This window comes from Rudaea sp. 3F27F6, assembly GCF_005503555.1.
Taxonomy (GTDB): domain Bacteria; phylum Pseudomonadota; class Gammaproteobacteria; order Xanthomonadales; family Rhodanobacteraceae; genus Rudaea.
The window spans coordinates 83,890-97,442 of the sequence record NZ_SCNG01000006.1 but is presented as its reverse complement, the minus strand read 5'-3'; the positions used below and the strand labels follow the sequence as shown (position 1 = coordinate 97,442).

9 protein-coding genes are annotated in these 13,553 nt (G+C 63.3%); all 9 read left to right on the top strand.

Annotated elements, in window-relative coordinates:
- The first annotated feature begins 77 nt into the window (after positions 1-77).
- On the top strand, positions 78-1,265 hold the full coding sequence (locus FFS30_RS20175; RefSeq protein WP_137915010.1) for a hypothetical protein: 1,188 nt from the start codon (positions 78-80) through the stop codon (positions 1,263-1,265).
- A 79-nt stretch (positions 1,266-1,344) separates the two neighbouring features.
- Complete coding sequence (locus tag FFS30_RS20170) at positions 1,345-2,169, top strand: hypothetical protein (protein WP_137915009.1); 825 nt, start codon at positions 1,345-1,347, stop codon at positions 2,167-2,169.
- Between the two features lie 102 nt (positions 2,170-2,271).
- On the top strand, positions 2,272-3,663 hold the full coding sequence (hisS, locus tag FFS30_RS20165) for a histidine--tRNA ligase (RefSeq protein WP_137915008.1): 1,392 nt from the start codon (positions 2,272-2,274) through the stop codon (positions 3,661-3,663).
- Complete coding sequence (locus FFS30_RS20160; RefSeq protein ID WP_137915007.1) at positions 3,660-5,552, top strand: aromatic amino acid ammonia-lyase; 1,893 nt, start codon at positions 3,660-3,662, stop codon at positions 5,550-5,552. The genes hisS and FFS30_RS20160 overlap by 4 nt, the downstream gene beginning before the upstream one ends.
- Positions 5,553-5,729: 177 nt before the next feature.
- Positions 5,730-6,086 (top strand): PadR family transcriptional regulator, encoded by a 357-nt coding sequence (locus FFS30_RS20155; RefSeq protein WP_137915006.1) that lies wholly within the window; start codon positions 5,730-5,732, stop codon positions 6,084-6,086.
- A gap of 74 nt (positions 6,087-6,160) precedes the next feature.
- Positions 6,161-7,081: a sensor domain-containing protein gene (locus FFS30_RS20150; protein ID WP_137915005.1), complete on the top strand. Its 921-nt coding sequence runs from the start codon at positions 6,161-6,163 to the stop codon at positions 7,079-7,081.
- Positions 7,082-7,389: 308 nt separating this feature from the next.
- Positions 7,390-8,886: an efflux transporter outer membrane subunit gene (locus FFS30_RS20145; protein ID WP_137915004.1), complete on the top strand. Its 1,497-nt coding sequence runs from the start codon at positions 7,390-7,392 to the stop codon at positions 8,884-8,886.
- A 136-nt stretch (positions 8,887-9,022) separates the two neighbouring features.
- The gene (locus FFS30_RS20140; protein WP_137915003.1) at positions 9,023-10,255 is read left to right on the top strand and encodes an efflux RND transporter periplasmic adaptor subunit; all 1,233 of its coding nucleotides are present in this window, start codon (positions 9,023-9,025) and stop codon (positions 10,253-10,255) included.
- Between the two features lie 187 nt (positions 10,256-10,442).
- Positions 10,443-13,508, top strand: coding sequence for an efflux RND transporter permease subunit (locus tag FFS30_RS20135; RefSeq protein WP_137915002.1), 3,066 nt, complete (start codon positions 10,443-10,445; stop codon positions 13,506-13,508).
- Positions 13,509-13,553 lie beyond the last annotated feature (45 nt).

Sequence of the window (13,553 nt, the reverse complement as noted above, 5' to 3'; positions counted from 1 at the left end):
TTTACATTGCTTCCCGACATAACTCCGGGGACTTTCGAATGGGGAAGGCGCGCAGAGTATTTGCGGCAAGATGGCTCGTGAGCGGCGTGTTTGCGGCACAGGCCGGCGGCGCCTATGCCCTGGAGTACCCGCCCGACGGTCTCGTCGTCGATCTGCGCTACCGTTCGGCGCACATTGATCAGGTCGGCTATGCCAAGCCGGCCAACGCGAACACGCTGCGCTTCACCCTCGGCTACCTGTGGAAGTTCGCGCCGCAATGGAGCGCCTACATCGAAGGCACGCGTGTCTTCGCCCTGTTCGGCGAGCACTACAACACCGGCGCGAACGGCAATACTCATCTGCCGTCCGAAGGCGATCCGCCGTCGAGCGAAATCTCTAGCGCCTGGATCGCCTGGGACAACGGCACGGTTTCAACCCGGCTCGGCCGCCAGTACGTCAGTCTCGACAACGATCGTTTCTTCACCCCCGGTTTGTGGCGGCAGAATCCGCAGTCGTTTGACGCGATTGCCGCCGCGCTCAAGCTCGATACTGGCACGACAATCAAGTACTACCATCTCGACGAGGCTCAGCGTTCGGTCGGCCACGACTATCCCGACCCGACCCAGCGCGAATGGCAACTCGACGCCAATCTCATTCACGTCGACCAGACGCTACCGCTCGGCACGCTGACCGGCTACGGCTACTTCGTCGAGAACGATACGAGTGCGAAATACTCCTGGCGCACCTCGGGTCTGCGCTGGACCGGCAAGTATTCGTTCGGTTCAACGGGCACCGCATTGGGCTGGGTTGCGGAGGGGGCTCGCCAATCGAGCTGGCGCAACAATCCACTGCACTATTCGGCCGACTACCGCATGCTCGAACTGAGCTACGGTTTCGCCTGGGCCAGCCTCAAGCTCGGCGACGAAGTGCTCGGCGGCAATGGCAAGGCGGCGTTCTCCTCGCCGTACGGCTCGAACCACAACTTCGACGGCTGGACGAGCCAGTTCAAGAACACCCCGCCGAACGGGCTCGAGGACCGCTACGTCGCCGCATTCGGCAAAGTCGCCTCGCGCCTGACCTGGAGCGTGACCTTTCACAATTTCTTCGCCGAGCACATCAGCCAGCGCTACGGCTCGGAACTCAATGCGATGGTCAACTATGCTTTGCGCAAAGACCTGAGCATCCAGCTCGACTACGCGGACTACCACCGCAACACCTTCGGCGCGTCGACGCGCTCGCTCTGGGCCACGCTCGAATACAAGATCGGCAAGCAGGGCGGGTACTAAAACGGACGGCGGAGCCTTTGTCTTGCCTTGGTCGCGATTTGCTCATAAATTGCGGCTTCTGCAGTGTTCGGAGATGAGCATGCTTGCGCGCGGATCGTTGTTGGCGGTGATTCTGTTTGTGGCAGGGGCAGTGACGGCGAAGGGTGCGCAGCCGGATGCTACTTATGCGATGAGTGCGGTGGGCGAGATTCAGATTTCCCCCGACGGGCATGTCAGCGATTACAAGCTGCGCAGCCAGTTGCCCAATGAAATCGCAACGCTGGTCGACAAAAATATTCGCGGCTGGACGTTCGAGCCGATTCAAGTTGACGGACACGCCGTGACGGCCAAGACTGCTGTCAATATGCAGCTCAAGGCTGAGCCCGTAACCGGTGATCAGTACAAAGTTCGCATTGTTGGCGTGCATTTCGGTAGCCCGATGCAGAGCCGCGCCCAGATCAGACCGCCGCGCTATCCACCGTCCGCGGTGCGCGCGCATGTCGGCGGCAAAGTGCTGCTGAGCGTGCGTCTGGACGAGACAGGCAAGGTCGTCGAAGCGATGCCGTATCAGACGAGCCTTGACGTCCGCACGAGCAACGAACGTGAAGCTCAGGAATGGCGCAAGCTGCTGGAAAGCGCCAGCATCGATGCCGCGAAGCGTTGGCAATACGACTTGACCGAAACAATCAATGGCAAGCCGATCGGCACTTCGGCAATTGTGCCGGTAGAGTTCTGGCTCGATCGGAATGGGCCGCACGACGGGCGTTGGAAAGGCTACATTCCTGGCCCGGTCACTCCCGCGCCGTGGATGCACAAGGAACAGGTCGCGGACAACCAGAGCCTGTCCGACCTGCAGAACGGCGAGTCGCTCTCCCTCGATTCGCGCTTCAAGCTCAAGGACGATGTAGTCGGCAAGACGCTCTAGAGCGTTCCACCGCGCCGCGCCGCAGGCATATCGGGCTCGGCGCGGCTGCGTGATAAAATGCGCGCTCGCGGCGTTCCGCCGCTGTTTCGCGCAAGGAAACCCATGCCGTTGACCCAAGCCCGCACCATGCCCGGTGCGATGGAACTGCTGCCGCTCGATCAGATCGCCTTCGTCGAGATGCTCGACACCATCCGGCGCAACTACGAACGCTTCGGCTTTCTGCCGATCGAAACGCCGGTGATGGAATACTCCGACGTGCTGCTGACCAAGTCGGGCGGGGAAACCGAACGGCAGGTGTATTTCGTGCAGTCGACCGGCGCGCTCGCCGCGGCGGACAAGGACGCGGGCAAGCTGCCCGAACTCGCGCTGCGCTTCGACCTGACCGTGCCGCTCGCGCGCTACGTCGCCGAGCACGAGCACGACCTGAGTTTCCCGTTCCGCCGCTACCAGATGCAGCGCGTCTATCGCGGCGAGCGCGCCCAGCGCGGGCGTTTTCGCGAGTTCTACCAGTGCGACATCGACGTGATCGGCAAGGATTCGCTGTCGATCCGCTACGACGCGGAAATTCCGGCGGTGATCTACAGCGTGTTCCGCGACCTCGCGATCGGGCCGTTCACGATCTGGCTCAACAACCGCAAGATCATGCGCGGCTTCTTCGAGGGGCTCGGCATCACCGACGGCGACAAGCAGGCGCTCGCGCTGCGCGAGGTTGACAAGCTCGACAAGCGTGGTGCGGACTATGTGCGCGACACCTTGACCGGCGAAGGCTTCGGCCTGTCGGCGCAGGCGGCGGCGAAGATTCTCGACTTCGTGCAGATCCGCTCGCACGGTCACGTCGACGCGCTGGCCAAGCTGGACGCGCTCGGGCAGGGCACGGAAATCTTCAATCAAGGCATCGCCGAACTGCGCGAAGTGCTGACGATGATCCACGCGCTTGGCGTGCCGGAGACGCACTACGCGATCAACCTGTCGATCGCCCGCGGCCTCGACTACTACACCGGCACGGTCTACGAGACCATGCTCAACGAGCATCCGCAGATCGGTTCGATCTGCTCGGGCGGCCGCTACGAGAGTCTTGCGGAAAACTATACGAAATCGCATCTGCCCGGCGTCGGCATTTCGATCGGCGCGACGCGCCTGTTCTGGCAGTTGCGCGAAGCGAAGCTGATCGACACCGCGCAATCGACGGTGAAAGTGCTCGTCACCCAGATGGACGAGGCACAGTTGCCGGCCTATCTGGAACTGGCGACCCAGTTGCGCAACGGCGGCATTGCGACCGAAGTCGTGCTCGACGGCGGCAAGCTCGGCAAGCAATTCAAATACGCCGACCGCGCGGGCATCCGCTTCGTCGTCGTGCTCGGAACCGACGAGATCGCCAAGGGCACGGTGACGGTGAAGGACATGCGCAAGGAAGACCAATTCGAGGTGCCGCGCACCGAGCTGGTGCGCACTCTCCGCGTGGAACTCGAACAAGCCGAGGCGATGAAAATATGAATTCCCCGATCCGCCTCGATGGCTCCAGCCTGAGCCGCGACCAGCTCGTCGCGATCGCGAAGAACGGCCGCAAGATCGAACTCGACGCCGGGCAATTGGCCAAGGTGCAGCGCACCGCGGATTTTCTCGCCCAGCAGGTGCAGCGCGGCGAACCGATCTACGGCGTGACGACCGGTTTCGGCAGCAACGCCGACAAACTGCTCGGCGCGCATCGCGTGCGCGACGAACTGCCCGGCGGCAATCCGGAGCAGCGCGAAGGCACGCTGATGGAAGAGCTGCAGCACAACCTCGTCGTCACGCATGCGGTCTGCGTCGGCAAGCCGCTCGCGGTCGAAGTCGTGCGCGCAATGCTGGCGATCCGCGTCAATACCTTGATGCGCGGACATTCCGGCATCCGTACAGCAACGCTGCAGGCGCTTGCCGAGCTGCTCAATCGCGACGTGATTCCGGTGATCCCGGAGAAGGGTTCGGTCGGTGCGAGCGGCGACTTGGCGCCGCTGTCGCATCTTGCGATCGTGCTGCTCGGTGAGGGCGAAGCGTTCTATCGCGGCGAGCGCGTGCAAGGCGCCGAGGCATTGAAGCGCGCCGGACTCGTGCCGGTGCGCCTGTCGTTCAAGGAAGGTCTGGCGCTCAACAATGGCACCGCGCAGATGTTGGCGAGCGGAGCGCTTGCCTGCGATGCGCTGGAAAAACTGCTCGCGACCGCCGATCTCGCCGCGGCGATGACGCTCGACGCATTCGCCGGCCGCAGCTCCGCGTTCAAGGCCGAAGTCCACGCGCTGCGCCCGCATCCGGGGCAGGTGCAGACCGCAGCGAATCTGCGCGGCTTGCTCGCCGAATCGACCCTGGTCGACATTCCGTACCATCTCGTGCCGCGCTTCAAAACTTGGCTTGCCGATTCGTGGAGTGACGCAGAAGACCAGCGCCACCGCTTCGACATCGGCTGGGATTATGTGCCGCCGTCGCAACGGCACGGCAAGGAAGCGTTCTATGCGCGCTTTATGCCGTTCAAGGGCGGCAAGAAGCATCAGCCGCAGGACGCTTATAGTCTGCGCTGCATTCCGCAGGTGCACGGTGCGGTGCGCGACGCGCTCGCGCAGGCGCAGCGCGTGATCGACATCGAACTCAATGCGGTCACCGACAATCCGCTGATCTTTCCCGACGCGGCGGACGCGAAGGTGATCGAGGACCAGGTGATTTCGGCCGGCCACTTCCACGGTATGCCACTCGCGCTCGCGATGAGTTACATCAAGGCGGCGATTCCCGTGTTGGCCTCGATCAGCGAGCGACGTCTCAACAAGCTCGTCGATCCGGCAACCAACGACGGCCTGCCGGCGTTCCTGATCGGCAACGAGGACGCGACCGATTCGGGCTTTATGATCGTGCAGTACACGGCGGCTGCGCTGGTCAACGACCTTGCCACGCGCGCGCATCCCGCTTCGGTCTACTCGGTGCCGACCAGTGCGAACGCCGAGGACCATGTCTCGATGGGTACCAACGAAGCGCGCCATGTGCTCGACATGATCGACGACCTGGGGCACGTGCTCGCGTTGGAAATGTATACCGCGGCGCAGGCGCTCGAATATCGGCAGGACATGCTCAATGCGGCGCGCACTCTGGCCGCACGCGGTGACTGGCAGAGTGTCGCCGCGAAGGTTTCCGGCGCGCCGAAGCCCGATCACGACAGCCATGCGCAATTCGTCGACGAAGTGAAGAAGCTCATGGCCGCACTCGTCGCGAGCTCGGAATTCCGTGCAGGCTCCGCGGTACGCACGGCGTTCGCCAAGATCCGCGAGCGCATCGGCTTCATGCAGCGCGACCGCGCGATGGATCAGGACGTGCGCCGCATATGCGAGCTGATCGCGAGCTACGAGTTGCTCGCAAACTGAGCCTCACCTGCTGATTCCGTCATTCCCGCAGCCGCAGGAGTGACGAGCGGAGGCGGTTTCATCGAACGATGACTTTCATGGCCCGGCGGGTTCCGTCGGGCCATGACTTTTGGCGCATTCGCTATTATCAAGTAAACACTATCCTTCACCTGTGACTATGGCGAGGGTGTGGCTTGCGTGAGCGATACGGACGGCCATCTGTGGAAATTCCAAAAGGAGCTTTCCGCCGGCACGGTGTCGCTGGTGCTGCTCGGCGTACTCGCGCGGGCGCGTTCACCGATGTACGGCTACCAGATCGCGAAAAGGCTCGAAGAAACCGGCGGCGGCGTGCTGAGCGGCAAACAGAGCGCGCTGTATCCGGTACTGCGCAATCTGGCCGCGGCCGAGTTGCTCGAAAGCATCGTCGAGCCGTCGGTGACGGGGCCACCACGACGCTACTACCGCATCACCGCGCTGGGCCGGCGCGTATTGCGCGAATGGAGCCTGGCCTGGATCGACACGCGGGACTTCGTCGACTCGGTTCTGATCGAGTAGCACGAACGGGGATATTCGCTTTCCGACTTTCGCCGCGAAGGACGACGGCACAAACGAATACGTGAGGACTGGGCATGAACGCAGGCACACCGCAAACCATCGCCGAATATCTCGACCAACTGCGCGCGACTTTGCAGGGCAGGGGAGCCGATCCCGCCCTGATCCAGGACGCGCACTACGATGCCGAGGAGCATCTGCGCGGCGAGATGCACGACAACCCGGGCAAGTCCGAAGCCGAAGTGCTGGCCAAGATCGTCGGCAGCTACGGCGCGCCGGAAGAGGTCGCCGAAATCTATGTCGACAAGGAAGTGCAGGTGCAGCAGGCGCTGCGCCCGCCGCCGCCGCGGCCGCGCAGGACGGCATGGGGCCGCTTCTTCGCCGTCGGTGCCGATCCGCGCGCCTATGCCGGCTTGTTTTACATGCTGCTGTCGCTGGCGACCGGGATTTTCTATTTCACTTGGACCGTGGTCGGCGTGACCCTGTCGTTCGGACTGTCGCTGCTGATCTTCGGCGTGCTGTTCGCGCTGCTGTTCTTCGGCACGACGCGCGTGCTCGCCCTGGTCGAGTCGCGCATCATCGAGACCATGCTTGGCGAGCGCATGCCGCGGCGTCCGGTCTACACGCCGCCGAACCAGTCGTTCTGGCGCCGCATCGGCGACATGTTCACCGATCCGCGCACATGGTCCACCTTGCTCTACTTTGTCTTGATGCTGCCGCTCGGGATCGTTTATTTCACCATCGCGGTCACCGGCATTGCTCTGTCGCTGAGTTTCATCTTCGTTCCGCTCGTGCACGTGGTCGCGCTGGGATTGCCGAACGACTTCTCTGTGGGCATCAACATCGAGGGGACGAACATCGTGCCTTCCGTTATCGCCGAACCGCTGTTGTTCGTGCTCGGCATCGCATTGTTGTTCTGCTTGCTGCACCTTGCGCGCGGCGTAGGCCGGTTTCAGGGAGCGCTGGCTAAGAGCTTGCTCGTGAGAACCGTGGGCTGAGAGTGAGAGACAGATCACTCTAGGACGCGCTGATCGGAGAAGTGATGCTGTCTCGATGCGTTCAGATCATCGATTCGCAGGATTTGAGAATGGCGCATGAAATCTTCCGCATGCGCGGTGTCGATTTCGCGTGAGCTCACTCGTCTACAAGGGAAATGACTTTCGGGCGTTGCGGACGACATGGGGCTCCATGTTAGAAAGCACGCGCAAATGAACGAACCCTGATGAGGTTCATCCGTCAGTCATTGAGTCGCATTCGCAACTCATCTAATATTGAACGGACAAGTACAAAATCTTTGGATTGCCACATGACCCTGAAAGATGCAAGCGCACGCCGCGGCGTGCTGGGCGGAGCTTTGTTCGCCATGTTGGCGGGCTGCGCAGCGGGGCCGGATTTCCGTTCGCCCGCGGCTCCGGGCGTCGGTGGATACCGTAAGGATCCGCTGCCGGCCACGACCGTCGAGACCAAGGTGCCCACCGGCGATGCGCAGCGCTTCGTCAGCGGTGCCGACGTGCCGGCGCAATGGTGGACCGGCTTCAGCAACGACGAACTGAATCGGCGCATTGCCCAGGCGCTCGCGCACAGCCCGAGCATCGCGTCTGCCCAGGCGGCTTTGCGTCAGGCGCAGGAAAACACGAACGCCGCGCGCGGCTCGCTGTTCCCGAGCGTTGATGCGAACGTCGGTGCAACGCGCGGCAACCAGAATGGTGTCGGTACGGCAGTGCCCGGTGCAGGCTCTGTGTTCACGCTGTACAACGCCGGGGTCAAGGTCAACTACACGCTCGACTTGTTCGGCAGTGTGCGCCGCGGCGTCGAAGCGCAGAACGCGTTGACCGACTATCAGCGCTTCCAGCTCGAAGGCACTTATCAGACGCTCGCTGCCAACGTCGCGACCGCGAGCTTCCGTGAAGCGTCGCTGCGCGGCCAGATCCGCGCAACCGAAGAGATCATCGGTGCCTATGGCAAGGCGCTCAATCTCGTCGAAGCGCAGAACCAGATCGGCGCGAAGTCGCTGGCCGACGTGCTCGTCATCCGCGCCCAGGTCGCGGCGGCGCAGGCCACCTTGCCGCCGCTGCGTCAGCAGTTGGCGCAGACGCAGACTCAGCTCGCGGTCTATCTCGGCCAGTTCCCTTCGGAAACCGAACTCGCCGCGCTCGATCTCGATGCGCTGAGCCTGCCGCGCGAGGTGCCGGTGTCGTTGCCGTCCACGTTGACGCGCCAGCGCCCCGACGTGCGCGCGGCCGAAGCGACGCTGCATCAGGCGACGGCCCAGGTCGGCGTGGCGACGGCGAATCTGTTTCCGCAGATCACCCTGTCGGGCAGCTTCGGCTCGTCGGCGCTGCATTCGGACGACCTGTTCTCCAGCGGCACGAAAGCGTGGAGCATCGGTGCGAACATCCTGCAGCCGATTTTCCACGGCGGCACGTTGCGCGCGCAGAAGCGTGCGGCCGAAGCGGGCCTCGACAAGGCCGCCGCGGACTACCAGCTCACCGTGCTCGGCGCGTTCCAGAACGTCGCCGACTCGCTGCGCGCGCTCGAACTCGACGCGGAGAACCTCAAGGCACAGGCGCAGGCCGAGCAGTCGGCGGCCAAGAGCCTCGAACTCGTGCAGATTCAGTATCGCGACGGCGCGGCAAGTTATCTGCAGGAACTCGACGCGACGCGTCAGTACCAGCAGGCGCGGCTCGGCCTGATCCAGGCCCGGGCGGCGCGTCTCGCCGACACGGCGGCGCTCTACACCGCGCTCGGCGGCGGTTGGCAGGAAGGGGCAGCGGAGAAAGTCGCCGATGCGGCGGCGAAATAGCCGGGCGGGTCGCGAAGGCGCAAAGCCTCTCTGATTTTCGCGCCGCATAGCGGGGCGCGAAGTGAATTGTCCGTCTGCCGGCCTGCGCGCCGGTTAGCGGATGCGGGAACAATTACAGACTAGAGGAGAGCAGCACATGGCTGCCGTGGAAAAGAAGAAGTGGAGCACGACCAAGAAGATGATCATCATGATCCTCTTGGTATTGTTGCTGATCGCAGCGATCGCCGGTATCAAAGTGATGCTCGTGATGAAGATGATCGCTGGCATGAAGCCGCCGCCGCCGGCGACCGTGAGTACGGCGAAGGCGGCCTATCAGGAATGGCAGCCGCAGTTGAGTGCGGTCGGCAGCATGCGTGCCGCGCGCGGTGCGGATCTCTCGCTCGATTTGTCGGGTCTGGTGACCAAGGTCAACGTGCAGTCCGGCGACGAGGTCAAAGAAGGTCAGTTGCTGCTGCAACTGCGTGACAGTGAAGACGTGGCGCAACTGCATCAACTCGAGGCCGCCGCTGCGCTCGCCGAAGTCACTTTCGGCCGTGCCAAGCAGCAGCTAGCCGTGCAGGCGATCAGCAAGGCCGATTACGACCAGGCCGCCGCCGATCTCAAGGCCAAGCAGGCCGCGGTCGCGCAGCAGCAGGTCAACGTCCAGCGCAAGCAGTTGCGCGCGCCGTTCACGGGCCGTGCCGGCATTGTGACGATCACTCCGGGCACGTTTCTCAATCCCGGTACGACGATCGTGACCTTGCAGCAGCTTGATCCGGTCTTCGTCGACTTCCATCTGCCGCAGAAGAATCTGGCCGACGTGAAGGTCGGACAGAAGGCGCTGCTCAAGCTCGATGCGTTCCCGGGCAAGACGTTCGAGGGCGAGATTTCGGCGATCAATCCGAAGGTCGACAGCGATACGCGCAACGTCATGATCGAAGCGAAGGTGCCGAATCCCGACAAGCTGCTGACGCCGGGCATGTTCGCCGACGTCACGATCGACGTCGGCACGAAGACGCGCTACCTGACCCTGCCGCAGACCGCGATCGTCTACAACCCGTACGGCGCCACGATCTACATCGTCAAGAAGAAAGCCGATGCGGACAAGGAAGCGGCCGAGCAGGCGAAGAAGGACGGCGGCAAGCAGGCCGCCGCGCCGGCAGCGGCGAATGGCGCACCGCCGATTCCGGCCGATGCGCTCGTCGTGACCCAGGCTTTCGTCACGACCGACGGAACGCGCGGCGACCAGGTGGCGATCACCAAGGGCGTCGACGACGGTGCGGAAGTGGTCACGAGCGGCCAGATCAAGTTGAAGAACGGCGCGCCGATCACGATCGACAACAAGATACAGCCGACGGATGCGGCGAATCCGAAGCCGCAGGAGCATTGATTTTGCAAGGCTCTCCCGCGGGAGAGCAGGCGCGCAGCGCCGGGTGAGGATTTGTTGTCGCCGCGATCGGTCGATCGCGAATCCTCACCGCCAACTCCGATCCTGAAAGGAGAGGGGCTCACGATAAGCGCGGACACGGAGTCCGCTTTGAATTCGCGATCACGGACGATCGCAAAGGTAGGCAGCCATGCATTTCACCGACACCTTTGTCAAAAAACCGGTCCTTGCGATCGTCGTCAGCGCGTTGATCCTCGTGCTCGGCGTGAAGGCGGTGTTCGATCTGGTCGTGCGCCAGTATCCGAAGACCGAGAACGCCACGGTCACCGTGTCGACGGCCTATTACGGCGCCGACGCGCAGACGATCGCGGGCTTCATCACTCAACCGCTTGAGCAGGCGATCGCGCAGGCCCAGGGTATCGACTACCTGACCTCGACTTCGGTCAGCGGCGTGTCGACGATCACTGCGACCCTGCGCCTCAACTACGATGCGAACCGCGCGCTGACCCAGATTCAGACCCAGGTCACCTCGGTGCGCAACCAGTTGCCGCCGCAGGCACAGCAGCCGGTGCTGACCGTCGCGGTCGGCGAATCGATCGACGCGATGTACCTCGGCTTCCGCAGCGACGTGCTGCCGGCCAATAGCATCACCGACTACCTCGCGCGCGAGGTCAAGCCGAAGCTCGACTCGATCGAGGGCGTGCAGAACGCGGAAATGTTCGGCACGCGCCAGTTCGCGTTGCGCGCTTGGCTCGATCCACGCCGGCTCGCCGCACACAACGTTACTGCCAGCGACGTCTACACCGCGCTGTCGGCGAATAACTATCTCGCCGCGGTCGGCACGACCAAGGGTCAGATGGTCAGCGTAGAGCTGACCGCGGGCACCGATCTGCACACGGTCGAGGAGTTCAAGCAGCTCTCGGTCAAGCAGAAGGATGGCGCGATCGTGCGCCTGTCCGACGTCGCCAACGTCGTGCTCGGCGCCGAAGACTACGACGCGAACGTCGCTTTCAGCGGCAAGCAGGCGCTGTTCATCGGCATCAAGGTCGCGCCCGAAGCGAACGTGCTCGACGTGGCCAAGCGTGTGCACGAAACGATGCCCGGCATCGTCGCCCAGCTTCCGGCCGGGTTGCACGGCGAGGTCGTTTACGACTCGACCACGTTCATCCGCTCCTCGATCAGCGAGGTCGTGCATACGCTGGTCGAAGCGCTGATCATCGTCACCCTGGTGATCTTCCTGTTCCTCGGTTCGCTGCGCGCGGTAGTCATCCCGGTGATCGCGATGCCGTTGTCGTTGATCGGCACGTTCTTCATCATGCTGGCACTTGGCTACTCGATGAACCTGCTGACCCTGCTCGCGTTGGTGCTTGCGATCGGCCTTGTCGTCGACGACGCGATCATCGTCGTCGAGAACGTCGACCGGCATATGAAGGAAGAGGGCAAATCGCCGTTCCAGGCCTCGTTGCTCGCCGCGCGCGAGCTGGCCGGGCCGATTCTCGCGATGACGGTGGTGCTGGTCGCGGTCTACGTGCCGATCGGTTTCCAGAAAGGTCTGACCGGCGCGCTGTTCAGCGAATTCGCGTTCACTCTCGCCGGCGCGGTCACCGTGTCCGCGGTCGTCGCGTTGACTCTGTCGCCGATGATGTGCGCGAAGTTCTTCAAGGCCGAGCAGGAAAGCAATCGCTTCGTGCAGACGATCGACCGCGTGTTCGAGCGCGTTCGTCACGGCTATGAGCGTCTGTTGCGCGGCGCGCTCACGTCGTGGAGCGTGATCGTGGTGATGGGCGTGCTGTTGTTCGGCGCGACCATGCTGCTCGGCATGACCGCGCAGTCCGAACTGGCGCCCGAGGAAGACCAGGGCTTCCTGTTCTACTCGCTCAACGGCCCGCCGAACGCGACGTCGCAGCAGATGCTGCAGTACACCTCGCAGATGTACGACATCGGCAGCAAGCTGCCCGAAACCGACATGATGTTCCAGATCACCCAGCCGGGTACGGGCTTCGGCGGCATTGCGTTCAAGCCGTGGGAAGAGCGCTCGAAGACCGCGCACACCCTGCAGCAGGAACTGCAGGAGCTGTGGGCGAAGATCGCCGGCGGCCAGGTGTTCGTGTTCGCGCTGCCGGCATTGCCGGGTGCGCAGGGCGCGCCGATCCAGGTCGTGATCAAGACCACCGAGCCGTTCCAGAACCTCAACGAAGTGGTCCAGTCCGTGCTGAAGAAAGCGCAGGACTCGGGCAAGTTCTGGTTTATCGACGCGGACCTCAAGATCGACAAGCCGCAATCGACGGTGACGATGGACCGTGACCTGATCACGACGCTCGGCCTGACTCAGCAGGACGTCGGCGGCGCGCTCGGCGCGGCGCTCGGCGGCGGCTACGTCAATTACTTCTCGATCGCCGGACGTTCGTACAAGGTGATCCCGCAGGTGTTGCAGGCCGACCGCCTCAATCCCGACCAGGTGCTCGACTACTACGTGCGTGCGCCGAACGGCTCGGTGATTCCGGCGTCGACTGTTGCCGGCGTGAAGCACGAAGTCGTGCCGCGTTCGATCAACCACTTCCAGCAGCTCAACTCGACCACGATCCAGGGCGCCAGCAGCATGTCGCAGGGCGAGGCGTTGCAGTTCCTGCGCGATGCGGTGCTCGAGGCGGCGCCTAGCGGTTACAGCGTCGACTATGCGGGTCCGTCGCGCCAGTTCGTGCAGGAGTCGGGCGGCTTCGGCACGACCTTGCTGTTCGCGGTGATCATCGTGTTCCTCGCGCTCGCCGCGCAGTTCAATTCGCTGCGCGACCCGATCGTCATCCTCGTCTCGGTGCCGATGGCGCTGTTCGGCGCGCTGATCTTCGTCAACCTGATTTCGAGCCTGAACATCTACACCCAGGTCGGTCTCGTCACCTTGATGGGCCTCGTCTCGAAACACGGCATCCTGATCGTCGAGTTCGCCAACGAATCGCAGCGCGCAGGCATGAACAAGCTCGAAGCGATCCAGCATGCGGCCGGCGTGCGTCTGCGTCCGATCCTGATGACGACCGCGGCGATGGTGCTCGGCGTGCTGCCGCTCGTGATCGCCTCCGGTGCGGGTGCGGCGGGTCGCTTCGCGATGGGTCTGGTGATTTCGACCGGCCTCGCGATCGGCACCCTGTTCACCCTGTTCGTGGTGCCGGCGTTCTACATGATGATCGCGGCCGATCACCACGCCGAAGCGGCGAAGGATGTCGGCAAGGATCTCGAAGAAGCGGAGCCGGCAACGGCTTGATCGCTATCACGCCCGTCATTCCGGCTGCTTCGGCGGTCGGAATGG